The organism is Providencia sp. CIM-Carb-044 (assembly GCF_033901115.1).
GTDB lineage: Bacteria > Pseudomonadota > Gammaproteobacteria > Enterobacterales > Enterobacteriaceae > Providencia > Providencia hangzhouensis.
On the sequence record NZ_JAXADV010000002.1, the window covers coordinates 672787 to 698604 of the forward strand.

Consider the following 25818-nt stretch of genomic DNA (forward strand, 5'->3'; position numbering starts at 1 on the left):
GGGGATAACCCCGCCACTATTTCGCCCTATTCTTTTATTCTCGCTAACAACCACTTCTTCACTTGTTGCCTAGACACTTTTATTCCCCCTGCTTTCAATTCAGGGTCTAAATAATAAAATGCCATAGGATATTGGTATGGAGCGAGTTTATCTTTTAACCAATCCGCCAGCTGATTTAAATCCACTGACTCATTTGCTTCAATAACCGCGACAGGACGTTGCCCAAATTGCACATCATCAATAGGTATAATAAAACTTTGGCTGACATCAGGATGTGAATTTATGACTGATTCGATATCTTCGGGTTGAACGCACTCCCCACCACTGATAAATAAGTTGTCTAGACGACCAATAATCTGATATTCCCCATCGATAAAAGTCCCTTTATCGTTAGTTTTAAACCAGTTATCTAGGCAATTTAATGGGTGAAGTTGCCCATCAAACCAATAACCCAGAGCCTGACTATCTGATTGAATTTGAATTTCATCATCCACAAGACGAACTTGCTTGCCTTTTAAGGGTAAACCGACACCTTTTTTACCGTCTGCCCGTTTCGCACAAACCGTAGATGCCATTTCTGTCATCCCATAGCCGCTCCAACAAGCAATACCATGCTGTTGAGCCAGATCCGTCAAGGTTGAAGGGATACTCGCTCCTCCCAATAAAACGGCTTTCAATGCGATATTAGTCACTGATTTATCATTTAATAAACGCCATAACTGGGTCGGAACTAAAGAGGCATGAGTGACCTCATGCAATGCTTGGGCCAAAGGAAGATTTTTGACCGCAAGTGAGCCACCTTTAAGAAGCCAGCGCCAAACAATCCCCTGACCAGATACATGGAATAACGGCAGCGATAGTAACCAACAATCTCTTTGCTGGTAATTCATCAGATTAACAACACCTGCTGCACTATTTAAGTGCGCAGCGACACTGTGAACAGCGGCTTTAGGTAGGCCTGTCGATCCCGATGTTAAAATCAACGTAGCGGGCTGCTGAATAACCTCTTGAAAAATAACCGGAGCAACCTCTTCATCACTAATAAAATGGTAATAAAGTTGATAATCTAAATTACGATAATTTGCTAACAGATTTGATTCATCAGTAAAATCAATAACTGAGCTAACATTAAGATGAGGTAATAATTCTGCTAACAACCGTTCTGGGAGGCGGGGATTTAATGGTAAAACACGAGCCCCACAAGCAATAAGTGCCAGCTGACTCAGTAATAATTCAACTGAATTTTTTCCATGTAAAACAATACACTGCCCCTGCTCTACGCCTTGCATTAAAAAGTAAGTTCTAAGGTCAGTAATTTGTTGGCTTACACTTTCCCAAGTCATACTTTGGGACTCTGTGACTAGAGCGATTGAGTTCGGACGAAGATTGGCCCAGTGTTGCCAAGGCCAATCTTTAAATTGTGCTAACTCTGCCATACAAGCGTTAAATCATCTAACTGCTGAAGCGGAATATCACATTGTGGCCAAGGCCGTACCAATTGAGATTGAATAAGTGATACCGTGTCTAAGCCTGGAATGGTATTTGGCGTTAGCCAATGCGCTACACGAGCAAGTTGTGTTAAACCAAAACTACTTTCAATGGATGAGCTAATCACAGCTTGTAACCCTAAGCGATGTGATTCTTCCACTAAATAGCGGCAATATGACAAGCTGCCTGTCAGGGTCGGTTTAATGACTATCGCAGAAACCCCTTCCTGCGCTTCTACCATAAAGCCTTCCTCACGTACACTTTCATCCCAAGCAATACTAATGCCAGTATCTGCTGCAAATTGCAGTGACTCTTCACGGGTCTTACACGGCTCCTCTAAAAACGCAATACGACTACGGTAGTCTGGATTAACATATTTAGCAAAACCGTCGGCTTTTGTTCGGGTCCAACTGCGATTCGCATCCAAACGCAGTTTCAGTTCTGGAACTGCCTCTAGTAACAGGTTAACCACCATACCATCACGTACCGCTTCATATAGACCGACTTTAACCTTAGCGACTTTCTCACCTTCCATTGCATCAAGGCTTAAGATTAAATCGTCAGGATCACCACTACATAAAGGCGCTTTGCGGTAATCCGCTTGTTCAGGAAGCTCCCCTGCCAGCTCCGCTAGAGCGCAGCTGCAACCAAAAGCCACAGAGGGTAATAAACTATTAGAAATTTTGCCTTCTTTCACCCATTCATTCAGTCGCTTAATAGTTTCTGCGGTTGCTTCTTCTAATGTTTCACGACTGAATTCAGGTAGAGGCGAAATTTCTCCCCAACCTTCATTATCCCCATCTTGTAAACAGACTAAAAGCCCATCACGCGTTTTTAGTCGCTGATAACGAAGGATAACGCCTGCCTCCATCGGCAGGCTGAACGAATAAATACGGGCTTTACGCATTATGGATTACGCTTATATTTAGAGAAGTCTGGAGCACGTTTTTCATTAAAGGCGTTACGGCCTTCTTGCCCTTCATCTGTCATATAGAACAACATAGTGGCATTACCTGCGAGCTCTTGCAGGCCAGCCTGACCATCACAATCTGCATTCAAGGCGGCTTTCAAGCAACGTAATGCCATTGGGCTGTTCTCTAGCATTTCACGACACCAACGCACAGTCTCTTTTTCTAAGTCAGCATAAGGAACGACAGTATTAACCAGCCCCATATCCAACGCTTCTTGTGCATTATACTGGCGGCATAGGAACCAAATTTCGCGTGCTTTCTTTTGCCCTACGATACGTGCCATATAAGACGCACCCCAGCCACCATCAAATGAGCCAACTTTTGGACCGGTTTGGCCAAAGATTGCGTTATCTGCAGCAATAGTCAGGTCACACATCATATGTAACACATGACCACCACCAATAGAGAAACCCGCGACCATTGCCACCACAGGTTTTGGACAAGTACGAATTTGACGTTGAAAATCTAATACATTTAAGTGATGAGTACCACTTTCGTCACGATACCCGCCGTAGTCGCCACGAATTTTTTGGTCACCACCGGCACAAAATGCTTTTTCACCTTCACCCGTTAAAATGATAGTTCCAACTTGGTCATCATAGCGTGCATCAGATAGAGCTTGGATCATTTCTTTCACGGTTTGTGGACGAAAAGCATTACGCACTTCTGGGCGATTAATCGTAATTTTTGCAATCCCTTCCGGAGATTTATGATAGCGAATATCTTCAAACCCTGTAGAGCAATCTTGCCATTCAATTGGTGCGTATAATTTTTCTTCGCTTGGATAAATCATTATCAGATTCCTTTAACCACAGTGTGATAAAAAATGGTGTAGTGCAGCTGCAAAGCCCATTGGGTTTTCCCAATGCGCATTATGCCCTGCATTTTCAATTAGCGTTAACGGCAATTCATATTGTTGCGAAACGCTTCGAAACTTTTTATCCTTTTCGCCACAAAAATAACGATAAGGACAGGTCAATTGATGCAATTTGTCCGCCAAGAAAGGTTGCTTTGCTAATGATGTATTTTCTAGCATAGCAGCAATACTGTGCGGGTTATTTTGCCGACGTAACTGAATTAAATGTTGGCGCTGAGTGGTCGACAAATCAGCAAATACAGCTTGTTGATACCAATCATCTAACACTTCTTCGATGGGTTCTGAACGAAAACGTTGTGCCCATGCCTTATCATTAGCCGCCCGAGCAACTCGTTCTTGTTCATTGACTAATCCCACATTGCCCCCCTCAATCACTAAACCTAATAATCCGTTAGGCTGATAGTGACAGGCAAAATGCATCGCTAACCGAGCACCGAGTGAATAGCCAACCAAGTAGTATTCATTAATTTGATGATACTGTAAAAGAGCGCTGAGTTGTTGATCAAAATGTGAAAAACCTTGGCATGGCTCTGAGTGAGAACCGCCATGCCCTGGTAAATCCACCGCTAACGATGGAAAAGCACGTGTTTGTTCAATCACAGGTTGCCAGTCATCGGCACTACCTAACAAGCCATGCAGCCAGATGACCCAAGGAGAAGATGAGACTGAATTATGTCTATGGGCAGATAACATTACAGTTCCACAACTTCATTCAATAGTTGTTTTAACGTACGGGCGCCTTCATCACTTGCCACCTGCAATTCCACCAGCAATGTGCCCTGTTGACGGCGCCAAAATTGTTGAACGGTATTTTTTAGTGTTGTCCAGTCTGTCGGCGCACAGTATTGTAAGCTAAACATTTTCGCCGCGGGCTCGAAACTGACATTTTGCGGCATACAGTAATAGTTTTGTCTTGCTTCGTCTGGTGTAGGTAACATAGAAAAAATTTGCCCACCATTGTTATTCACCACGATCAGAACGGTGGGCGCTGAAGGCTCACGCAACAAAGCCAAACTATTCAAGTCATATAGTGCAGAAATATCCCCAACAATAGCCAATGTTGGCCGTGCTGTTGCCCGTTGAACACCTGCCATGGTAGAAATCAAACCATCAATACCACTCGCGCCCCGGTTACTATAAACAGGATAGCCCAATGGAAGTTGTGCTAGTGCATCTACCAAACGGACAATTAAGCTGTTGCCAACAAATAGTTGGCCTCGTGGAGGCAGCAGTTCAGGTAATTGGTGTGCAACTGCGGCTTCTGAAAACTGCGCTTGTAAGCGTTGGCGCACATGGTGTTGAGTTTTTTGCACTAAAGTGGGCAGCGACTCACACCACAAGCTTCTCGGCTGTGCAGGATGGTTATCTAGCCAACCCTTGATTGAACAGGTTAATTTTCTTCCCTTATGATTTGCTGGGTCTAACCGCTGAGGTATTGAGTCGATAATCCAATACTCTTGCGGCTCACAATTGGCTTGCCATTGTAAGAGCCGTTTTCCCGTTAAGCTTGAACCAAACTGAACGACTAATTCCGCATCTTTTAAAATAGACTGAGTTTCTGGATGTTGTAGCCATAAGTCGGCACATGGAAAAGGTTGTCCGGTTTGAGACAGCACATCACCGAGTACTGGCCATCCAAGTTCCTGTGCCCATTTTGCAACTAACTCCCCTTCACTCGCTGTCATTCGCCCTGCAATCACAACGCCTTTTTTCTGACGCCAAAAATACCAATCCGCAACCAATGCGACGGAATGGGTTAATGGCTCCGTTAACCACGGGTGAGAAGAATTCCACCATTCTCCAAGTGTTTGCTGCCACTCATATTCCCCATCCATTTCACCATATAGTGGCTCTGCAAATGGACAATTAATATGAAAGGCACCATGGTGTAACTGGTTCATGCCATTATCAATCGCGGTGACCAACCATTTCGCTGAAATATCTTGCGTCGGCCTTGGCAACATTAATGATTGAGAGGGGTGAGATGCAAAAATATGTGTTTGCCGAATAGCTTGATTAGCACCGCAATCAATCAATTCTGGCGGTCTGTCAGCGGTAAGAAAAATCACCTTTTCCCCTGTTAAACCGGCTTCAATTAATGAAGGGTAAAGGTTTGCAACAGCTGTACCAGAGGTAACGATAACCCCTACAGGCTCATGGCTGGCTTTTGCTAAACCTAGGGCTAGGTGCCCTAAACCACGCTCATCGAAATGCGTATGGCAATGCAATTTACCATGGTTAATCGCCGCAAGGGTCAAGGGTGTTGAGCGCGAACCAGGCGCAATACAGATGTGTTTCATTCCGTGGCGAGACAGTGCTTCGATAATCACTTCAGCCCAACGGAGGTTAAAAGCAGAATTCGACATAATATGCTCAGCAAATTATTAGTTATCAATTAGTTTAGACTGGCTGAAATAAATTTCTTGATCTCAGGACAATTTTTGATGAACTAATTGAAATAAAAAAGAAAATAACCATTTTTATTTTATGGTTTTTCGTTATTTTCAAATAAAGACTTTAGCCCAGCCGCTTTATTTTCAATTTCTATCCACTCTTGCTCTGGGTCTGAGCCACTGACAATGCCAGCGCCTGAATATAATGAGACCTGTGCACCCTCTATTTGCGCACAACGTAGAGATACCGCGAATTCACTTTTATTTAAGCTCATAAAACCACCCGTTCCTGCATACCAGCCGCGAGAAAAAGGTTCATTTTTGGCTAAAAATTGCCGAGCGACTTTTCGTGGCAGACCACACACAGCTGCGGTAGGTTGGAGGCGTTGTAAACAATCGCTATCAGAAGGGGTGATTAGCGTTGCAACAATTGAACGATAAAGGTGTTGAATTTTTCTTAAACGAATAACTTTTGCTGAAGACACATCTACCCCAGTCACCGCCCCTTGCAATTGTTGACAAATATCATCAACAACCACTAAGTTTTCATGTTGGTTTTTTTTATCTTCCATCAACCATTTAGCGTACTCTGCTGCGACTGCATCATCAGGGTCATTAGCGACGGTTCCCGCTAAGGCCTCAGAATTTAATTGGCCATCTTGACGTAAATATAAACGCTCGGGGGTTGAAGAAATAAAACCAGAATGCGCGTTGAAGGCCATCATAAAATGGTAGCAATGATGATTCACTTGCTGGCTTTGTGCTAAAAACTGAGCAACCGCAATAGGCTTAGACAGGGTGAGTTTTGTTTCCCTTGCCATAACCACTTTTTCCATTTTCCCTGACTTCATATCATCAATAGCGCAATTTAATAAACGGCACCATTCATCATGAGTAGGAATATGTTCTTGCGCAGTAATATCCGCATTCAGTGCCAATGTCACTTGAGAAGCGGGTTTTAATTGCTGTAAAAGATGAATGGCATTTAAGCGATCTTCTTCACCTTCTATATTGATACTAACGTTAATCGTTGAACGTAATCGATGAATTTCAATACGAGGTAAAAAACAAAATGTTGCTTGACGTTTTATCTCGTCAGGGATCTCATCCCCGACGGCATTCCACCCATTAAGCCCCCATAGGCGCATTTCTGGTATATCAGGGTATTGCGATAAAAAAGCTTGAGCCTTATCTATCGAATCAAAAGATTTCACCATGCCAAGAGCACTACATTCTTCAGCTCCCGTCCGTTGATACCAGTAAAATTGAGGGTAACTTTCTTGCACTGATAGCCATGAAAGACCAGGGAAAGCGGTTTGCGCATCCAATTGCCAAACAAAACGAATAAACTCTTGGTTTTTTAGTGTCAATGTAGACAAATGATCCAAAATTTCAGTTATCAGTTGATCAATTTTTTTATAGTTCACTTTAGATTCCCACTGCTACATCACACAAATTCACTACGCGTTATTATATAGCGCAAAACCATTTTTTAATACATTGATGACTAACAGTAAATGCTATGTCACCGGTTCAGCACTAAAAACAGATTATCTGCAATAAACAAATTGTTTTTAGTACATCACTATAATTATCGCTTATGCCCCAAATGACGATAGCCAAGAGAAATCACATCAAAACCAACCTTGTTACACGAATAGAGGTTCAGGTTGTTGATAGTATAGCTTATTATATATATTACACGTCATTCCATTCATTTAATTAATGGAAAATGTGATTTTATCCCCTTTCTTCTTTTCTCCCTCTCGAAATTGCTTCATTTTTATCCAATAAGAATTCCATTTTGAAACATAGTTATATTTAAGCCGCAAACCTATATTCCATTACAATTCTATTTAGCCTTCAAAAGTAAAACCGCCGTAAATTTTAATTATCATCATATTGTTATGCGTTATTTAATTTAGTATCACTATAGATGATTTCTAAATATATATAATACAAAATAATATTTTAAACATGTATTGACTTGTTCAAAGTGCTATTTTTTAGCTCTGTTTTTCATTTTTTAGTATAAAACTTTCAGCCAATTTCTAGTAGGTTAACAAATATGAAATTTATATTTTTATTTACAATAAATAGGTAACTCAACCATACAATAGTGCTAATACAAATTAGTGTTCAATCCTTAACTTAATCAACATGGATTTTAAAATGAATACAAAAGAAAATTACGACAGAATTATTGAAAAAGAGCATATAGGCCATACAACCTTAGCTTTATTAACGAATCAAGATGCTCTTTCAACCCGCGAAGTCGGTATTTTTACATTAGACGATTTAATTAGCATACATCGCCATGTTTACTTCTCTCTTTCTTTGCCTTGGAAAAAAAATGATATTCTAAAATGGTTTGGTATTACCTCATCAACCACTTTACCAATAGATACAGACGAATTAATTAATACCATTATCAATATTCGTGACCATGCCAATACCTGGGATAATGTCGAGCAACATGTTAAAGAACAATCTGTCAATCTATCTCTAGCTAGCCGAAATATTATACAGACTGGCAGGCAGATTATTGAATATATAAACCACATGCCTATATTGAAAAGAGTATCAGATAGTTTGAATGATATTAATGAAAGTGAGTTAGATGAAATATTTTATCAAAGCGATGACCAGCAAATAGCGACTGAACTAACTAATATCTTACAATTAATTAAAGATGATATTAAGGAGCAATCCATTAAGACAAGTAATATTAAAAATATCATTTCAGATTTTAGAGTACATATTACAGGTGGGTATCTATCTAATTATCAACACGTTGAATCATTATTGTTTAATATTAAAGGGCTATATAATCAACTTGAAACTACTGATAATGAAATTACAGATACCTACTTACAAGAATTACTTAAAACGAAAAAACAGGAACTACAGCAATTAGAACAAGAGTATTCACATTTTGTAAAACTCAGCTTCACCGGCTTAGCAGGTGGTGTCATCGGTCTCATTATTACTGGTAGTATTTTTGGTTCGAAAGCTGAAAAAATTCGAGCAAGAAAGAATGAAACATTAGCAGAAATAAAATCAATTAACGACCAAATTAACAGAGAAGAACTCATCAAAAAAGTTATCTTTGATATTCAAATTAACCTCCATAAAATCGATGGTTTCTTTAAAGATGCACGGTTAGCCGTTGACCATTTAGATTATATGTGGCTTGTCCTCCTAACCGAAATAACCCAATCAATCGAGGTTTTCAAAAAAATCAATAACGCTGATAAACTTATTAAATTCATTACTCATTTCAAACGAATTGTTACATCTTGGTATACCATTCAAGAATACTCTACACATTTAATAACGTTATTTGACCAAATTCAACCAAATAGCACCCCCCCTCAATAAAAGGTACTCATATGCAAGATAAGCTTGATTTACCGATATTGCCCTCCATTGATATTTATCAGTTAAGGCATATGTCAAATGAAATTTCCGCATTTAATAAAAATATAATACATTATGACTTTATCATACACGGAAAGATACAAAAAATTGCAAGTAAGACTTTCAATATAAATGAAACAATCAGAAACTCGATACCGAAGCTAAAAATAAAATTAAATTATATTTTAAAAAGTGAATTAAATAGTGAAAATACAAATATACCTGACGGAATTTTAGTCACAAGCTTTATTGAGGATTTAATTGATTTTAAATTAGAGCTAGAAAGAATAATTACCAAATTCAGTTACACCACCGACTCTCTATCACTCATTCACGTGGAAGAAAGCAACCAACATAAACTACAGCAATACTCAGAACAAAAAGAACTCCTAGTCACATCCAAAAATAGCAAAATGCTAAAAATAAACGAAATCAATCAGCAACACTCCGTTATTACCGCAGCAGAAGATATCATCTTAAAATCTAAAATCACTGATTTCTTAAAAAAACATTTGTTGAATGATGAGTTAATTGACTCAATTGATATGCCAACAAATAAAAAGCAAATATTAAAGTCAGCCATTGCTTTTATTAAAAATTTATTATCAGTCATTGATGATGGTTTAGAATTTGCGCAACTTGTCGAGGTCAGGCTAGATTTAGGAAACCAAATTTTAGAATTAAAGGAAGAAGTTAATCACATTGATAAAACAATATTTAAGCTTTCTCAACTCATGCTCTTATCAGAACAAATCACCGCTATAGATTCACATAAATTATCAATTATTACTCAGATAGGCCTCATTAAGAATTATTGGTGGGAATGGTGCCATTTTATTAATGAAAAATCGTCTGAAAAAACAGTGAATATTCAAAAGATCAATACCGCAAGCCAAGTACTAATGTCTTTTTTAGATGATATGGAATACCAATATCAGCGTCAGTTACCTGATTAAAAAAAACCGGCTACTCAAAAGTAGCCGGTTTATCAACTATAGGAAATTTTAGCCTATTAGTTAATCACAGCAAGTGCTGTTGATGTCATATCAATAAGAGGTTGTGGCCATACACCAAAGACAATAACCGCAATGGCGCAAATAACAGCAACAACGGTCCCTAACGTTGCTTTTTCAGGGCCTGTATAACGTTCTGCATGTTCTGCATCACGGCTATATAGGCTAGCCATAAAGCTTAGGTAGTAATATAAGCCAATTGCACTACCAACCACTACAGCTCCTGTTAACCACCATAACTCTGCATTCACCGCAGATGCAATCACATAGAATTTACCAATAAATCCTAATGTAATTGGAATACCCGCCAGCGACAGCATCATCACAGTCATTACCGTTGCTAGAACGGGTTTATGCCAGAACAGCCCACGGAATGCACTGAAATCATCCTGGTCATCACCACGATAAGGACTGGAAACGATACTCACAACACCAAATGCGCCTAAGCTTGCAAACAAGTAACCCACTAAGTAGATTGCGATAGTCACTTGTGACGCTACTGGGTCGATACGTAACGCAACAAGGGCAACGAGTAAATAACCCATATGCGAGATAGATGAGTAACCCAGCAAGCGTTTTGCGCTTTTTTGTGTGATAGCCAGTAAGTTACCAAACAAGATAGATGCTATGGCAATCACTGAAATCACAATCGCTAACGTATTGCTGTTGGCAATTGGTGCTTCCAAAAAGATACGCACTAATACGGCAAAGATAGCGATTTTACTACCCGTTGCTAAGAAAGCTGATACAGGTGCAGGCGCACCTTGATAAACGTCTGGTGTCCACAGTTGGAATGGAAACAGTGACAGTTTAAAGCCAAAACCAACAATGAGCATACCGAAACCAATCATCACTAATGGGGCGTGAATTTGGTTATCAGAAAGACTTTGACCAACAGCTGCGAAGCTTAAGCTACCCGATTCCGCATACAGTAACGCAATTCCGAATAACAGGAATGAAGACGCTGCTGCAGATAACAGCATGTACTTGATCCCAGCTTCTAATGTGCGACTGCGCTCAAAGGTATAGGCAACTAAGCCAAACAGTGGCAATGAAATCAGCTCAATACCGATAAACATCGACGCCATATGGTTTGACATAGATAACAGCACACCACCTGCCACCGCGATAGCAACTAACAAGTGGAATTCATCTCTATTGTCGCCAAAACCTTCCAGCCAGTGGTAGGCAAAGATGCTGGTACCGATACCTGCAATCAGGACTAATGCACTATAGAACAGCGCAAAGCCATCAACACGAATAAGCGAAGTCACATCCATTAGGTAGCCGTCGGCTACCCAAATCAGTGAAAGCAACGCAATAACAAAGCCAGATACTGTCAGCGCGGCACTGGTAAGGTGATCGCGTCGCCACGCAATGGACAGCATCACAACCACCGCCGTCAACCCGACGATCATCAGTGGTAGTATTGCGATCAGTTCTTGAGGAGTTATTGTCATGGCGAATTACAGCCCTAATGTTGTAAGTGAAGCAGAATACAGGTTATGCAATGTTTCCATCGAACCAATTGATGTATCTAAAATTGGTTGCGGGTAGAAACCGATGATAACCAGTAATACAGCCAGAGCCAGCAGCACACCAAACTCACGCGCCGTTAACCCTTTCATTTCTTTTTCTGATTTTGGTGTACCATAATAAGTCTGTTGCATCATCCACAGTGAGTAGATAGACGCAAACACCACACCAAAGACCATAATACAAGTCACTAACGTGAATTGGCTGAAGCTGCCAAACAGGATCATAAATTCACCAATGAAGTTACCTGTACCTGGCATTCCTAGCGTTGCCGCAGCAAAGAACAGGGACATTCCTGGTAACCATTTAATGCGTTTCCATAATCCACCCATCATACGCATATCACGCGTTTGCGTACGTTCATACAGTTGACCACTGATGATAATCAGTGCCGCACCGGACAAACCGTTGGTGATCATTTGAATCACCGCACCTTGGTAAGCCAAGGTTGAACCCGCGTAAATAGCGACTGTCACAAAGCCCATATGGGATAAGCTACTGTACGCTGCCAAACGTTTGATATCCGTTTGTTTGAACGCCAACCATGCGCCGTAGAAGATACTAATCACACCCAGCGTCATCGCCACTGGCGTGAACTGGATAGAGGCTTCAGGGAACAGAGGCAAAGTAAAGCGTAACAGGCCGTATGCTGCGGTTTTTAGCATGATACCGGAGATATCCACGGAACCCGCTGTAGGCGACTGTTCTTGGGTATCTGCCATCCAACCATGGAAAGGAACCAATGGCATTTTAACGGCAAAGGCGATAAAGAAGCCTAACATCAACATAAACGCAACGTTACTAGACAGCTCTGCGCCTAACAGTTGGTTATAATCGAATGTTAATACGCCTGAAGTATTGTAATTCGCTAGTGCCAATCCAATGATGGAAACCAACATGATCAAGCCACTTGCTTGCGTATAGATAAAGAACTTAGTCGCAGCTTTGATATGTTGTCTGTTTTCTGACCCTTTGTGCCCCCAATTGGCAATCAGGAAGTACATTGGGATCAGCATCATCTCCCAGAAGAAGAAGAATAAGAACAAGTCAACCGCGGTGAAAATCCCCATCACACCTGTGATAATCCACAGCAGGTTAAAGTGATACGCACCTTGGTTCTTCTGGTTTTCACTCCAAGAGCTCAGAATCGAGAAAGCCCCCATGATAGCCGTTAATACGACCATCAGCAGTGATAAGCCGTCAATAGCTAAATGAAAGTCAATTCCCAGTGACGGGATCCACGGCATAAAGAAAACAGATTGCCATTGTGGAATCCCTTGTGGATTAACAAGAGAGTAATTCCCTTCTAACCACAATTGCACGGAGAGTATTAATGTTATTCCCATCGTCGCCAGTGCAATCCAGCGCGGTGCGCGATGACTGAACCGGTCAGCCTGCCAGCTTAGCAGGCCTCCGATGAAGGGAATGAGTATTAGCCAGGGTAATAGCATGGCGCAATGTGTCCCTTAATTAAACCAAAAGCAGCAGAGCAAGAATCAGCACTGCACCCAGCCCCAACGAGGCAACATACCAACGGATTTGGCCGTTTTCACTCACTGCAAGCCCTTTATTTGCCCAACGTGAAAGATGTGCAGGGATATTCATCAGAGAGTTAATCGGATCGCTTTCCAGTAGCCATGCAATACCTTTAAACGGTTTTACAAAGACTACGTCATACAGCCAGTCGAAGCCCCACGCTTGGTACCACCATGCGCTGAAGAAACGACCCACCGCAGTTTTCGCGATAGCATCGACTATTGAACGTCTAAACAGGTAGAGGAATACCGCAATTAATAGACCAGCGATAGCAAACCCGCCAGAAATCGCTTCGAGTAAGACTTTACCGTCTTCACTGCTAGCCGCTTCTGCAGGGAATACCCCTTCGAGTGGTTGGTGGATTAATGCACCAACGAACGTTGCAAGGATAGCCAAAATGCCCAGTGGTAATGTGTGAGTGATGCCTTTAACCTTATGCGCTTTGATTTTTGCTTCACCGTGGAACACGATGAAAATCATACGGAAGGTATAAATTGCGGTCATTAATGCACCGAGGATACCTGCCCACAACAATACAGTTTGTCCATCAAGCTGCGCACCCCACAAAATGGCATCTTTACTGTAGAAACCAGCAGTAAACAATGGCAATGCTGCCAGTGCGCTTCCGCCAATCAACATCACAGCGTAGATAAATGGAATTTGCTTACGCAATCCGCCCATTTTGAAGATATTTTGCTCGTGGTGGCATGCCAAAATGACCGAACCTGCTGACAGGAACAACAGTGCTTTAAAGAAAGCGTGCGTCATCAGGTGGAAAATCGCAGCATCCCAAGCTTGCACACCGAGAGCCAAAAACATATAACCGATTTGGCTCATCGTGGAATAAGCAAGCACACGCTTGATATCGGTTTGAACCAGTGCAGCAAACCCTGCCAGTACTAATGTCACTGCGCCCACAACGCCAACTAGATGTAAAACTTCTGGCGCTAATAAGAACAGAACGTGGGTACGAGCCACTAAGTACACACCGGCCGTTACCATGGTTGCGGCGTGGATCAATGCTGAAACTGGCGTAGGACCCGCCATCGCATCTGCCAACCACGTTTGCAATGGTAACTGTGCTGATTTACCGACTGCTCCACCTAATAACATCAAGGTTGCCCAATTGATCGCACTCGAACCTTCAGCAAATTTCTGAGGTGCTAACACCGCCATTTCGCTGAAATTCAATGTGCCGAGCTCATTCCACAGGATAAACATACCAATTGCGAGGAATACGTCACCGATACGCGTGACAAAGAACGCTTTCATTGCGGCTTTACCGTTTTCTGGATTGGTATAATAGAAACCAATCAACAGGTAACTGCACAGCCCTACCCCTTCCCAACCGAGATACATCAGCATCATGTTATCAGCGAGGACTAAGACCACCATACTCGCGATAAACAGGTTAGTGTAAGCGAAGAAACGTGAGTAACCTTCCTCACCACGCATATACCAAGAAGCGTATACATGAATAAGGAAGCCCACACCCGTTACCACACCTAACATGGTCAGAGATAGACCATCTAACATTAGGGTGAATGGGATATTAAAGGTACCGACAGACATCCAAGTCCACAGAGGTTGGATGAACACGCTACCAGCGTCTTGAGCTAAAAATTCATTGCCAGCATAGAATGCGACGATGGCCGCTAAGCCGACCGACCCCGCACCAATAATGGCCGAAACGTTTTCTGACCAGCGTCCACGGGAGAAGGCTAACAACACCGACCCCAGTAAAGGCAACAGAATAGTTAAATAGAGTAGGTTCATCCGCGCATCTCACTGACTTTATCAATATTCAGGTTCTGACGATGACGATGGAGTTGCAGTAACAACGCCAATCCAATACTCGCCTCCGCTGCAGCCAATGTAATTGCCAATATATACATAATTTGGCCGTCTGGCTGCCCCCAAAAACTCCCTGCAACCACAAATGCCAGTGCAGTTGAGTTAATCATGATTTCCAGTCCGATCAGCATGAAAAGCAGATTGCGGCGAATAACAAGGCAGCTAAGCCCCATCACAAATAAAATCGCCGCTAAAATCAGACCATGTTCTAGAGGTATCATTTTTGCTCCTCCGCCTTCGCGATACTGACAAGATCAGCACCGTTTTCTTTACGGTCACGTCCAACGTGGAATGCGACAACTAAACCAGCTAGTAGTAACAGTGACGCCAATTCGACAGCCAGAACGTAAGGCCCGAACAAGCTAATACCCACTTCTTTCGCCCCAATGATGGTGCCCTCAATGCCTTCTTGATATGACAATGAGGTAATGCCGTAAACTAAGATAGCCAATAAAACTGCGGATAACACAGCAGGACCAATCCAGTTTTTCGGCGTCAACCAAGCGCGCTCTTGTTCTTGAACAGAACGTCCTAGGTTGAGCATCATCACGACGAACACGAACAGGACCATGATGGCACCTGCATAAACGATGATTTCCAACGCTCCAGCAAAATACGCGCCGAGGGAGAAAAACACCATTGACAGAGCCAGCAGAGAAACAACCAGATACAACAGTGCATGCACCGGATTTGTATTCGTTATCACCCTTAAAGTTGCTAAAATGGCAACTAGACCGGCGATATAAAATGTAAATTCCATGAATATCGCTCCTTATGGCAACAGGTCTTTGACGTTGATAGGTTTCGCTTCGTTATCCGCTTCACCTTTGTCTTTACCTGCAATCGCCATACCTGATTTACGGTAAAAGTTATAATCAGGATATTTACCCGGACCTGAAATCAACAGGTCATTTTTCTCGTAAACCAGATCCTGACGTCTCCAATCGGCCATTTCAAAATCAGGTGTTAATTGGATTGCCGTGGTAGGGCAAGCCTCTTCACACAGACCACAGAAAATACAGCGCGAAAAGTTAACGCGGAAAAATTCAGGGTACCAGCGGCCATCTTCGTGTTCAGCTTTTTGCAGTGAGATACAACCCACAGGGCAAGCTACCGCACACAAGTTACATGCAACACAACGCTCTTCACCATCTGGATCGCGCGTCAACACGATACGACCACGGTAACGGGGTGGCAGATAAACCGGCTCTTCTGGATACATTTGCGTTTCGCGTTTATCGAACGCATGTAGGCCGACCATCCAAATACTACGTACTTGGGTGGCGAAACCGACCAATAACTCTTTCAATGTCATGGTTCAATCACCCCTTACTGAGCGTTGTATAAAATCACTGCTGCAGTACCCAGCAGATTAAGCAGTGTCAGCGGCAGGCAAATTTTCCAACCGAAAGACATCACTTGGTCATAACGTGGACGCGGTAAAGAGGCACGGATCAAGATAAACATCATCATGAAGAAGCCAGTTTTGATAGCAAACCACAAGAATGACGGCAGGAATGGACCATGCCAGCCACCAAAGAACAGCGTCACAATCAATGCAGAAACCGTTACGATACCGATATACTCACCAACGAAGAACAGACCGAACTTCATCCCTGAGTATTCAACGTGGTAACCATCCGCAATCTCTTGTTCTGCTTCTGGTTGGTCAAACGGGTGACGGTGACATACCGCAACGCCCGCTATCGCAAAAGTCACAAAACCAAAGAATTGAGGAATAATATTCCACATGCCTTCTTGGGAGTTCACAATATCAATCAGGTTGAATGAACCTGCTTGTGCAACCACACCCATTAAAGAAAGGCCTAAGAATACTTCGTAACTCACGGTTTGTGCTGACGCACGCATCGCACCTAATAATGAGTATTTGTTGTTACTTGACCAACCCGCGAATAACACCGCATAGACCGCTAGACCCGCCATCATCAGGAAGAATAGAATCCCAATGTTCAAGTCTGCTACGTGCCAAGTCGGGCTGACAGGCACGATTGCAAATGCAAGGAACAATGAACAAAATGCGATAACTGGTGCTAGCGTAAAGATTTTCTTATCCGCGAACTGTGGGATCCAGTCTTCTTTAAAAAGCATTTTGAACATGTCGGCGATTAACTGGCCCATCCCAAACGGGCCAACGCGGTTTGGACCATAACGGTTCTGGAATAGACCGAGAATACGGCGCTCTCCCAGACTCATGTATGCCCCACAAGTCACAACAACCAATAAAATGACGACAGATTTAAGGATGGAAACTAATACTTCCATCACTTCAGGAGAAATCCAATCCATCATGCTCCCCTCCGCAGATTATTGACTGACACGCCAGCCATTGACGGTGCGATACCTGGCATTCCTAGCGGTAAGCCAATTTGACCGGTAGACAGGTGATTACTGAGGCGAACAGTCAAGTTAAACGCTTGACCTGCATGGCTAAACTCAGCTTTAGCACCCGCTGACAGCCCCAGTGCCGCAGCATCTTGCGTGTTCAGCATGATATAAGGCTCAGGCATACGCTCTTGGATCACCTCTGAACGCTGTGACATTTCATCACTGCCAAACAGGTGGTAATAAGGTGCGACGACCCACTGCGCTTCGCTAGCTTGATAAGCCGCTGGAATTTCAGTGAAGTAAGCCAATTTGCTCTCTGTTGAATTGAACAAACGGATACCCGGGTCACCAAATAACAGATGACCACCCACTTCGGCTTGGAATTTATTCCATGCTTGCGGTGAGTTCCAACCTGGTGCCCATGCAAATGGAATTTGCTGGCGCGGTGCGGTTGGGCTGTTGTTCCCTTCCATTGAGAAAGCAAATGGAGAGTCAATATCTTGCGGTTGACGAGGTTCATGGACAGATTGATTTGCTAGCATCGCTGTACGGCCACTGTAACGATGTGGTTCACGCGCCAGTTTTTGACCACGAATACGGAAAGACGCTTTTGGTGCGGCATCAACCATACCTGAGAATTGTGGCATTGCGGCAACACAATCAGCGATAACGTGATCAAGTTGAGACCAATCCGCATCACGCTCTTGCGCTTCAGTTTGCAGTGAATGCATCCAGCGCCAGCTTTCGTTCATCACGATAGCTTTATCGTAATACGTTGGGTCGAAGACTTGGAAGAAACGCTGTGCACGACCTTCTTGGTTAATCAACGTACCGTCTGCTTCAGCAAAACTTGCTGCTGGCAGAACTAATGTTGCTTTATCCATGATGTCAGTTTGCTGATGATCCGCTACAATCAAATGGCTCAATTTCGCTAATGCGCTATTGACTGCATCCACGCTGCTGTGACGGTACAGGTCGTTTTCGATAACAATAGCCACATCCGCTTCGTTCGCTTCTATGCGAGCTAAAGCGCTGTCTAATGGCTGTGCATTCATCATTGCCAGACCGAAACTATTTGCATGAGACGCTAAGTAAGATAACCCAACGTTCGCGCCTTTCGCTTTCAATGCGAATGCCACGTTAGCGGCCGCTTGGATCATTGCCTCGCTTGCACTATGGCTACCACTGATAATTAATGGTTTTTTCGCACTGGCTAATGCTTGAGCAATGGTTTCAACTTTGGCTTTTAAGTCCGCGGGTAAATTATTCACCGCAGGGGCTTCGCCATTAATCATATTGGCGATAGCAAAACCGAAGCGCGCTTGGTCAACCACTGGAGCACGGTAATTGAAGGCAGCCACATCGTCTAAACGCGTGTCATCAACATTGGTGATAAACAGCGGATATTTTGCGTGTTGACCAATATTCATGATTGCCGCGATTTGCCAGTCAGCCACTTTTTGTGCTGCCGCCATCTCACGAGCTTTACCTTTCACCGCTTGGCGTACAGATAACGCCATGCGTGCACCTGTCTGAGTTAAATCTTCACCCAGTACCAGTACCGCATCATAGCCTTCCACTTCACGCAGTGTTGGCGTATAGATACCGCCGTTTTGCAGAATATTTTGCATTAATGCTAAACGACGCTGCTCTCCCGCAGAAATACCGGAATAGAAGTTTTCTGCTCCAACTAATGCGCGTAATGCATAGTTGCTTTCAACGCTAGCACGCGGCGAGCCGATACCAATCACTTTTTTCGCTTGATTGATAATTTGCGCACCACTTTGCATCGCTTCGATAGCCGAGATGACCTGCTTAACGCCATTTTTATTGAGTACAGCTTGGCGAGGACGGTCTTTACGGTTGACGTAACCATAACCAAAGCGACCACGGTCACACAGGAAATAGTGGTTTACCGAGCCGTTATAACGGTTTTCGATGCGGCGGATTTCACCATAACGCTCACCGGGGCTAGTATTACAACCGATACTGCACTGCTGGCAGATACCGGGGGCAAACTGCATATCCCATTTACGGTTATAGCGCTCAGAGTGGGTTTTATCGGTGAATACCCCGGTAGGACAAACTTCAACTAAGTTACCGGAGAACTCACTTTCCAGTGTACCGTCTTCAGTACGACCGAAATACACATAGTTATGTGCCCCATAAACCCCTAAATCCGTGCCATCTGCATAATCTTTGTAGTAACGAACACAGCGATAACACGCAATACAACGGTTCATTTCATGACTAATAAATGGACCGAGGTCTTGGTTAATGTGAGTCCGTTTCGTAAAACGATATTTACGCATGTTATGACCGGTCATTACCGTCATATCTTGTAGGTGACAGTTCCCCCCTTCCTCACAGACTGGGCAGTCATGAGGGTGGTTGGTCATCAGCCATTCCACGACACTTTCACGGAATTGTTTGGCTTCTTCATCATCAATTGAGATGTAGGTACCTTCCGTTGCGGGTGTCATACAAGACATTACTAGGCGACCGCGTGTGTCATCTGCGTTCTGATACTGCTTAACCGCACACTGGCGGCAAGCGCCAACGCTTCCCAGCGCCGGATGCCAGCAAAAATAAGGAATATCTAGCCCGAGAGAAAGACAGGCTTGTAACAGGTTTTCAGACCCGTTTACGTCATATTCTTTGCCGTCTACATATATTGTAGCCATAGTCAGCATGCTTCCCAAAGGCCCGCATAAAGCAGGCGTTAATCAAAAATACGTTCTTCGTGAAAAATCTCTTTAGCGGTTGCTCAATCGCTAAATAATTACCAACGCTGCTTAAGCAAGTTGGGTTGGATACCTGCAATCTGCACGATGTTACGCAGATCTTTTTGCGAGATACCCGCTTCGAATTCATCACGGAAATATTTGATGGCACTTTGTAGCGGTTCGACCGCACCCGGTGCGTGAGCGCAGAAAGTTTTACCCGGTCCTAAGAAACGGCACAGCTGCTCTAGGGTTTCAATATCCCCCGGCTGCCCTTCTCCTTTTTCCAGCGCTTGTAAAATTTTCACACTCCATGGCAAACCATCACGGCACGGCGTACACCAACCACAGGATTCACGGGCAAAGAAGGTTTCTAAGTTACGCACTAAAGAAACCATGTTGATTTCATGATCAACCGCCATCGCCAATGCAGTACCAAGACGGCTTCCTGCTTTGGCAATATTTTCGAAATCCATTGGTAAGTCGAGGTGGTCGTTGGTTAGGAAGTCTGTCCCTGCTCCACCCGGCTGCCATGCTTTTAATTTCAGTCCATCACGCATACCACCTGCGTAATCTTCCAACACTTCACGTGCCGTTGTACCAAATGGCAATTCCCACAGACCCGGGTTTTTCACACGGCCAGAGAAGCCCATTAATTTAGTACCCGCGTCTTTACTCTTACCGGCGCTTAAATCGATATACCATTGGTCTCCGTGCTCTAAAATGGCAGGCACGTTACAAATGGTTTCGACGTTATTAACGCAAGTTGGCTTACCCCAAGCACCTGATGTTGCAGGGAATGGTGGTTTAGAACGTGGGTTAGCACGGCGGCCTTCTAAAGAGTTAATCAGTGCGGTTTCTTCACCGCAGATATAACGCCCAGCGCCGGTGTGGACAAACAGTTCAAAATCGAAACCCGAACCGAGGATATTTTTTCCTAATAAACCCGCCGCTTTCGCTTCTTCGATGGCACGGCGCAGGTTTTGCGCGGCTTCAACATACTCACCCCGTAAGAAGATATAACCACGGTAGGCCTTAAGTGCATAAGCACCCGTGATCATCCCTTCAACTAACAAGTGAGGGAGTTGCTCCATCAATAAACGGTCTTTATAGGTGCCCGGTTCCATTTCATCCGCATTACATAAGAAGTAACGCAGTTTCATGTTTTCGTCTTTTGGCATCAGGCTCCATTTCAGACCTGTTGAGAAGCCCGCACCGCCTCGCCCTTTCAGGCCAGCGTCTTTTACGAGGTTCACAACTTCATCGGGTGCCATACCCTTGAGCGCACGCTCAAGACCTTTGTATCCGTTTTTACTGCGATACTCATCTAACCAAACAGGCTGATTGTCATCACGCAAACGCCATGTTAGAGGATGAGTTTCAGCAGTACGGATCACTGGATTAACAGAATTTGTCATGGATACTGCTCCAGTAATTTTTGAATATTTTCAGGCTGCACGTAGCTGTGAGTGTCATCATCGATCATCATCGTTGGACCCTTGTCACAGTTACCTAAGCAACAGGTCGGCAGCAATGTAAAACGGCCATCAGCTGTTGTTTGACCCGGGCGAATATTAAGCTGTTTAATGATTTCAGCTTCTAAGCCCTGATAACCTGTAATATGGCAAACAACACTGTCGCAATAGCGAATAATGTGGCGACCCACTGGTTGGCGGAAGATTTGGCTATAGAATGTCGCCACCCCTTCAACATCACTAGCTGGGATACCTAAGACGTCAGCGATAGCATGGATCGCACCATCTTCAACCCAACCGCGGTTTTTTTGCACAATTTTCAGTGCTTCAATTGAGGCAGCACGTGCGTCTTCGTAATGGTGTTTCTCACCTTCAATCTCTTCACGCTCTTTCTCTGTTAAGACAAAGCCATGATTGACTTGCGGTTCAAACACATTCACGACATTGAGCTCGTTGTGCTTCTCATTTTCGTTATGTTCATTATGCATGGTTAGCGATCCACATCCGACATTACAAAATCGATACTACCCAGATAGACGATTAAGTCTGAAACTAAACTACCTCTGATCACGGCAGGAATTTGCTGCAAGTGAGCGTAGCTTGGCGTACGAATACGCGTACGGTAGCTCATTGTGCTGCCATCACTGGTTAAGTAGTAGCTGTTGATACCTTTCGTCGCTTCAACCATCTGGAATGACTCATTTGCTGGCATCACCGGCCCCCAAGACACTTGTAAGAAGTGGTTGATCAGGGTTTCGATATGCTGCAACGTGCGCTCTTTTGGTGGCGGAGTTGTCAATGGATGGTCAGCTTTGAAAGGACCTTCTGGCATATTCTTATAGCATTGCTCAAGAATACGAATACTCTGGCGCATCTCTTCTACTTTGATCATCACACGGTCATAACAGTCACCGTTATGAGCAATAGGGATATCAAACTCGAAGTTTTCATAGCCTGAATATGGACGCCATTTACGCACGTCAAAATCAACGCCTGTTGCACGTAATCCAGCCCCTGTCACACCCCATGCCAACGCCTCTTCTTTTGAGTACATTGCTGTCCCAATAGAGCGACCTTTTAAGATGGAGTTTTTCAGTGCAGAAGTCACATAAGACTCTAAACGTTTTGGCAACCAATCTAATAATTCGCGCAGTAGTTTTTCCCAACCACGCGGTAAGTCATGCGCAACACCACCGATACGGAACCATGCAGGGTGCATACGGAAACCGGTAATCGCTTCAATCACGTTGTAGACTTTTTGACGGTCGGTAAACGCAAAGAAGACAGGGGTCATCGCACCAACGTCTTGGATATAGGTACTGATGTACAGCAAGTGGCTGTTAATGCGGAATAACTCAGACAGCATAACACGAATGGTTTTCACGCGATCCGGCACTTCAATGCCAGCCAGTTTTTCAACGGCTAACACATATGGCATTTCATTCACACAACCACCGAGGTACTCGATACGGTCAGTGTAAGGAATGTAGCTGTGCCATGACTGGCGTTCACCCATTTTTTCAGCACCACGGTGGTGGTAGCCAATGTCAGGTACGCAGTCAATAATTTCTTCACCATCCAGTTGTAATACGATACGAAACGCACCGTGTGAGGATGGGTGGTTTGGCCCCAAGTTTAGGAACATGAAATCTTCGTTTTCATTTCCACGTGCCATGCCCCACTCTTCTGGTTTGAAAGTCAAGGCTTCCATTTCCAGATCTTGTTTCTGCTTAGTCAGAACAAAAGGGTCAAACTCAGTCGCACGCGCAGGATAATCCTTACGCAGTGGGTGACCTTCCCAGCTTGGTGACATTAAAAGGCGGCGTAAATTTGGGTGACCTTGGAACGTTATACCGAACATATCCCACACTTCACGCTCATGCCAATTCGCATTCGGGAACAGGGAAACAATAGAAGGCACGTTTAAGTCTTTCTCATTAAGAGCGACTTTTAACATGATATCGCGGTTACGATCGATAGAGATGAGGTGGTAGAAAACACTAAAGTCTGCTTCTGGCAGACCTTGACGGTGAATTCGTTGACGTTCATCTACCCCATGTAAGTCAAATAACATGACATACGGTTTTGGTAATTTCTTTAGGAAATCGACCACTTCCAGTAACTGTTCACGACGCACCCAAAGCACTGGCATACCAGTGCGAGTTGCTTGAACAGAAAAGGCATCCGGCCCAAATTGATTGCGCAGTTCCAGAAGCACAGGGTCGTTTAAGTGATCCTGTGTCTGCCATCCTGGCTGGTTACTACTCGCTTGCGCTATCTGATCTGTCATCATTCTTCACCATAACGCTTGATCAGGTTTATTATTTCGCAACAACATTGCTCTGTTACGCTGTATGGCTTTAAGCCTTAAATTTCGTCTGGTGTACGCAGGTTTGTCACTGCAATACGTTCACCGTGCTTTCTTTCTCTTTCTGATTGCATATTGGCACGGTAAACCCCTTGGTCTCCAACAACCCAAGACAGCGGTCGACGCTCTTTACCGATAGATTCTTGCAACAGAAGCAGAGCCTGCATATAGGCTTCTGGACGCGGTGGGCAACCTGGGATATACACATCCACAGGAATAAATTTATCGACGCCTTGTACAACAGAGTAAATGTCATACATACCACCAGAGTTGGCACATGAACCCATGGAAATTACCCATTTTGGTTCAAGCATTTGGTCATACAGACGTTGAATAACAGGTGCCATTTTTGTGAAACAAGTACCTGCTACTACCATGAAATCGGCTTGACGAGGTGAAGCACGCAGTACTTCTGCACCAAAGCGGGCAACGTCATGAACAGCCGTGAACGAAGTCACCATTTCTACATAGCAACATGAAAGACCAAAGTTATATGGCCATAGAGAGTTTTTGCGCCCCCAATTAACCACATCGTGAAGTGCATGAGAAAGTTTTCCCATGTAAACACTGTTTTCAACTTGCTGCTCCAGTGGATCGGTAACGATTTCCTGAGTTTGCAGTGGGTAACGGTCGTTCTCACCGTTCGGATCTATGCGGGTGAGCGTATAATCCATTGTATAATGCCTCGCTTTTTACTGCGGATGACGATTGCTGATTTTAATAACTTCACTAGGATGCTTTACTTTTCCGCGGGAACGGACTGGAGTCCAATCCAATGCCCCAACGCGGACGAGGTAAAACAGTCCCGCCAACAATACCAAAATAAAGATCGCGGCTTCGATGAAACCTACCCAACCGGCTTCGCGGATGGCGACTGACCATGCAAATAAGAACATGGCTTCAACATCGAAGATAACGAAAAACATGGCAACTAAGTAAAACTTAGCAGACATGCGGAGACGTGCACTACCGACCGAGTCGATACCTGACTCATAAGGAACATGTTTTGTTCTGGCTTTGGCGCGGCTACCTAAAAAGTGACCTGCGACCAACATGAAAGCACAAAGACCGATAGTGCCGATAAGGAATATCGCAAACGCCCAGTTATGGGCTAACGCTAGGATTGATGTAGACATACTCGTTGCTTACTCATTACTTATGGTGTGTTAGCTGCTCTTTTTTACATCACGGCAGTATTGCACCACAATTGCCCAGTTAATCGAGAAGAAAGACCAAAATTGATCACAAACTAAAATATCACCAAACTTAAATCAGCCTGTTGACTGCGTTTGGTTTGTCCTCTCTCATTACAATTTATTTCACTTAAACTAAGTAAAATAACCCGTATTTATTACAAAAACTTCACACTTTGAAAACAACAGAACAACAGAACAACAAAAAACGCTCATAATCTGCTAAAACGTGTCAGTGTAATGATACTCAAGTAAACACGCAAACTAGTTTAACTGATTATTCGTTTTTACTACACCATTATCTCAGGAAAAACCTGTCTTAACAGATGAAAAATTGCTCTTTTTATTTGATCTAACGCACACTTTTATTGAAAAAGTACTCAATTTGTTTACATAGCATTCAATTTAACTTTAAGTCTTTGTAACTCTTTTTAACGCATTACTTCAAGTAACTAACTGACATTACAGCGCTATTTTATCTATTCAATAAAAAAACATTGTTAATAACATAACAAATTGTTAACCAAACAATGAAATTCAGGTTATGCCAGCTACATCACAATTATTTCATGGTCTTTCTTATTTAACCATACTTATTAAGTGGTTATTTGCTTTTTTTATGAGC

At 43.5% G+C, this 25818-nt stretch carries 21 protein-coding genes; 2 read left to right on the top strand and 19 right to left on the bottom strand.

Translation table 11 applies throughout. The annotated features are described in order from the left end of the window. Window positions 1-26: 26 nt before the first annotated feature. From menE to SJ312_RS06430, 6 genes are all read right to left on the bottom strand, one after another. The gene (gene menE, locus SJ312_RS06405; protein ID WP_319867223.1) at window positions 27-1436 is read right to left on the bottom strand and encodes an o-succinylbenzoate--CoA ligase; all 1410 of its coding nucleotides are present in this window, start codon (window positions 1434-1436) and stop codon (window positions 27-29) included. Then, window positions 1424-2395: an o-succinylbenzoate synthase gene (gene menC, locus SJ312_RS06410; RefSeq protein WP_004259867.1), complete on the bottom strand. Its 972-nt coding sequence runs from the start codon at window positions 2393-2395 to the stop codon at window positions 1424-1426. The genes menE and menC overlap by 13 nt, the downstream gene beginning before the upstream one ends. Then, entirely contained in the window at window positions 2395-3252 is an 858-nt protein-coding gene (gene menB / locus SJ312_RS06415) for a 1,4-dihydroxy-2-naphthoyl-CoA synthase (RefSeq protein WP_004259866.1), read from the bottom strand. The genes menC and menB overlap by 1 nt, the downstream gene beginning before the upstream one ends. A gap of 12 nt (window positions 3253-3264) precedes the next feature. After that, complete coding sequence (menH, locus tag SJ312_RS06420; RefSeq protein WP_004259865.1) at window positions 3265-4029, bottom strand: 2-succinyl-6-hydroxy-2,4-cyclohexadiene-1-carboxylate synthase; 765 nt, start codon at window positions 4027-4029, stop codon at window positions 3265-3267. Next, entirely contained in the window at window positions 4029-5702 is a 1674-nt protein-coding gene (gene menD / locus SJ312_RS06425) for a 2-succinyl-5-enolpyruvyl-6-hydroxy-3-cyclohexene-1-carboxylic-acid synthase (protein ID WP_110591905.1), read from the bottom strand. The genes menH and menD overlap by 1 nt, the downstream gene beginning before the upstream one ends. A 119-nt stretch (window positions 5703-5821) precedes the next feature. Next, window positions 5822-7156, bottom strand: a complete 1335-nt coding sequence (locus SJ312_RS06430; RefSeq protein ID WP_165880527.1) for an isochorismate synthase — start codon at window positions 7154-7156, stop codon at window positions 5822-5824. Window positions 7157-7901: 745 nt separating this feature from the next. Between SJ312_RS06430 and SJ312_RS06435 the strand changes: the two genes are divergently transcribed. Further along, a complete protein-coding gene (locus SJ312_RS06435) occupies window positions 7902-9110 on the top strand; it encodes an alpha-xenorhabdolysin family binary toxin subunit A (RefSeq protein ID WP_165880525.1) in 1209 nt (402 codons plus the stop codon). A gap of 11 nt (window positions 9111-9121) precedes the next feature. Beyond that, a complete protein-coding gene (locus SJ312_RS06440; RefSeq protein WP_144140816.1) occupies window positions 9122-10105 on the top strand; it encodes an alpha-xenorhabdolysin family binary toxin subunit B in 984 nt (327 codons plus the stop codon). Window positions 10106-10161: 56 nt separating this feature from the next. On the opposite strand, the gene nuoN is transcribed toward SJ312_RS06440, so the two are convergent. The 13 genes from nuoN to SJ312_RS06505 form a co-directional block, all read right to left on the bottom strand. Further along, window positions 10162-11622: an NADH-quinone oxidoreductase subunit NuoN gene (gene nuoN / locus SJ312_RS06445; protein WP_004259851.1), complete on the bottom strand. Its 1461-nt coding sequence runs from the start codon at window positions 11620-11622 to the stop codon at window positions 10162-10164. A 6-nt stretch (window positions 11623-11628) separates the two neighbouring features. Beyond that, window positions 11629-13149, bottom strand: a complete 1521-nt coding sequence (gene nuoM, locus SJ312_RS06450) for an NADH-quinone oxidoreductase subunit M (RefSeq protein WP_153673325.1) — start codon at window positions 13147-13149, stop codon at window positions 11629-11631. A 19-nt stretch (window positions 13150-13168) separates the two neighbouring features. Further along, window positions 13169-15010 (bottom strand): NADH-quinone oxidoreductase subunit L, encoded by a 1842-nt coding sequence (gene nuoL / locus SJ312_RS06455; protein WP_096864873.1) that lies wholly within the window; start codon window positions 15008-15010, stop codon window positions 13169-13171. Continuing rightward, window positions 15007-15309: an NADH-quinone oxidoreductase subunit NuoK gene (nuoK, locus tag SJ312_RS06460; protein WP_004259841.1), complete on the bottom strand. Its 303-nt coding sequence runs from the start codon at window positions 15307-15309 to the stop codon at window positions 15007-15009. Before nuoK ends, nuoL begins: the two co-directional genes overlap by 4 nt. Further along, window positions 15306-15848 (bottom strand): NADH-quinone oxidoreductase subunit J, encoded by a 543-nt coding sequence (gene nuoJ / locus SJ312_RS06465; RefSeq protein ID WP_004259837.1) that lies wholly within the window; start codon window positions 15846-15848, stop codon window positions 15306-15308. The genes nuoK and nuoJ overlap by 4 nt, the downstream gene beginning before the upstream one ends. Window positions 15849-15860: 12 nt before the next feature. Next, on the bottom strand, window positions 15861-16403 hold the full coding sequence (nuoI, locus tag SJ312_RS06470) for an NADH-quinone oxidoreductase subunit NuoI (RefSeq protein ID WP_004259834.1): 543 nt from the start codon (window positions 16401-16403) through the stop codon (window positions 15861-15863). Window positions 16404-16417: 14 nt separating this feature from the next. After that, window positions 16418-17395, bottom strand: a complete 978-nt coding sequence (gene nuoH / locus SJ312_RS06475; protein WP_319867253.1) for an NADH-quinone oxidoreductase subunit NuoH — start codon at window positions 17393-17395, stop codon at window positions 16418-16420. Further along, window positions 17395-20127 (bottom strand): NADH-quinone oxidoreductase subunit NuoG, encoded by a 2733-nt coding sequence (gene nuoG / locus SJ312_RS06480; protein WP_110591910.1) that lies wholly within the window; start codon window positions 20125-20127, stop codon window positions 17395-17397. The genes nuoH and nuoG overlap by 1 nt, the downstream gene beginning before the upstream one ends. Before the next feature lie 89 nt (window positions 20128-20216). Further along, complete coding sequence (gene nuoF / locus SJ312_RS06485; RefSeq protein WP_004259820.1) at window positions 20217-21575, bottom strand: NADH-quinone oxidoreductase subunit NuoF; 1359 nt, start codon at window positions 21573-21575, stop codon at window positions 20217-20219. Continuing rightward, window positions 21572-22120, bottom strand: coding sequence for an NADH-quinone oxidoreductase subunit NuoE (gene nuoE / locus SJ312_RS06490; protein ID WP_036958085.1), 549 nt, complete (start codon window positions 22118-22120; stop codon window positions 21572-21574). The genes nuoF and nuoE overlap by 4 nt, the downstream gene beginning before the upstream one ends. 2 nt (window positions 22121-22122) lie before the next feature. Then, the gene (nuoC, locus tag SJ312_RS06495; RefSeq protein ID WP_004259810.1) at window positions 22123-23925 is read right to left on the bottom strand and encodes an NADH-quinone oxidoreductase subunit C/D; all 1803 of its coding nucleotides are present in this window, start codon (window positions 23923-23925) and stop codon (window positions 22123-22125) included. Window positions 23926-23999: 74 nt separating this feature from the next. Beyond that, window positions 24000-24674: a NuoB/complex I 20 kDa subunit family protein gene (locus SJ312_RS06500; RefSeq protein WP_004912254.1), complete on the bottom strand. Its 675-nt coding sequence runs from the start codon at window positions 24672-24674 to the stop codon at window positions 24000-24002. Window positions 24675-24692: 18 nt separating this feature from the next. Further along, the gene (locus SJ312_RS06505) at window positions 24693-25136 is read right to left on the bottom strand and encodes an NADH-quinone oxidoreductase subunit A (protein WP_004259806.1); all 444 of its coding nucleotides are present in this window, start codon (window positions 25134-25136) and stop codon (window positions 24693-24695) included. Window positions 25137-25818: the final 682 nt, after the last annotated feature.

Bases quoted from the DNA above. Each gene is read 5' to 3' on its own strand.
- SJ312_RS06500 (WP_004912254.1), bottom strand. From the start codon at position 24,674: ATGGATTATACGCTCACCCGCATAGATCCGAACGGTGAGAACGACCGT.
- nuoI (WP_004259834.1), bottom strand. From the start codon at position 16,403: ATGACATTGAAAGAGTTATTGGTCGGTTTCGCCACCCAAGTACGTAGT.
- nuoF (WP_004259820.1), bottom strand. From the start codon at position 21,575: ATGACAAATTCTGTTAATCCAGTGATCCGTACTGCTGAAACTCATCCT.
- menH (WP_004259865.1), bottom strand. From the start codon at position 4,029: ATGTTATCTGCCCATAGACATAATTCAGTCTCATCTTCTCCTTGGGTC.
- nuoH (WP_319867253.1), bottom strand. From the start codon at position 17,395: ATGGATTGGATTTCTCCTGAAGTGATGGAAGTATTAGTTTCCATCCTT.
- nuoM (WP_153673325.1), bottom strand. From the start codon at position 13,149: ATGCTATTACCCTGGCTAATACTCATTCCCTTCATCGGAGGCCTGCTA.
- menE (WP_319867223.1), bottom strand. From the start codon at position 1,436: ATGGCAGAGTTAGCACAATTTAAAGATTGGCCTTGGCAACACTGGGCC.
- nuoJ (WP_004259837.1), bottom strand. From the start codon at position 15,848: ATGGAATTTACATTTTATATCGCCGGTCTAGTTGCCATTTTAGCAACT.
- nuoE (WP_036958085.1), bottom strand. From the start codon at position 22,120: ATGCATAATGAACATAACGAAAATGAGAAGCACAACGAGCTCAATGTC.
- nuoC (WP_004259810.1), bottom strand. From the start codon at position 23,925: ATGATGACAGATCAGATAGCGCAAGCGAGTAGTAACCAGCCAGGATGG.
- menB (WP_004259866.1), bottom strand. From the start codon at position 3,252: ATGATTTATCCAAGCGAAGAAAAATTATACGCACCAATTGAATGGCAA.
- SJ312_RS06505 (WP_004259806.1), bottom strand. From the start codon at position 25,136: ATGTCTACATCAATCCTAGCGTTAGCCCATAACTGGGCGTTTGCGATA.
- nuoG (WP_110591910.1), bottom strand. From the start codon at position 20,127: ATGCTGACTATGGCTACAATATATGTAGACGGCAAAGAATATGACGTA.
- SJ312_RS06435 (WP_165880525.1), top strand. From the start codon at position 7,902: ATGAATACAAAAGAAAATTACGACAGAATTATTGAAAAAGAGCATATA.
- menD (WP_110591905.1), bottom strand. From the start codon at position 5,702: ATGTCGAATTCTGCTTTTAACCTCCGTTGGGCTGAAGTGATTATCGAA.
- SJ312_RS06440 (WP_144140816.1), top strand. From the start codon at position 9,122: ATGCAAGATAAGCTTGATTTACCGATATTGCCCTCCATTGATATTTAT.
- nuoK (WP_004259841.1), bottom strand. From the start codon at position 15,309: ATGATACCTCTAGAACATGGTCTGATTTTAGCGGCGATTTTATTTGTG.
- nuoL (WP_096864873.1), bottom strand. From the start codon at position 15,010: ATGAACCTACTCTATTTAACTATTCTGTTGCCTTTACTGGGGTCGGTG.
- menC (WP_004259867.1), bottom strand. From the start codon at position 2,395: ATGCGTAAAGCCCGTATTTATTCGTTCAGCCTGCCGATGGAGGCAGGC.
- nuoN (WP_004259851.1), bottom strand. From the start codon at position 11,622: ATGACAATAACTCCTCAAGAACTGATCGCAATACTACCACTGATGATC.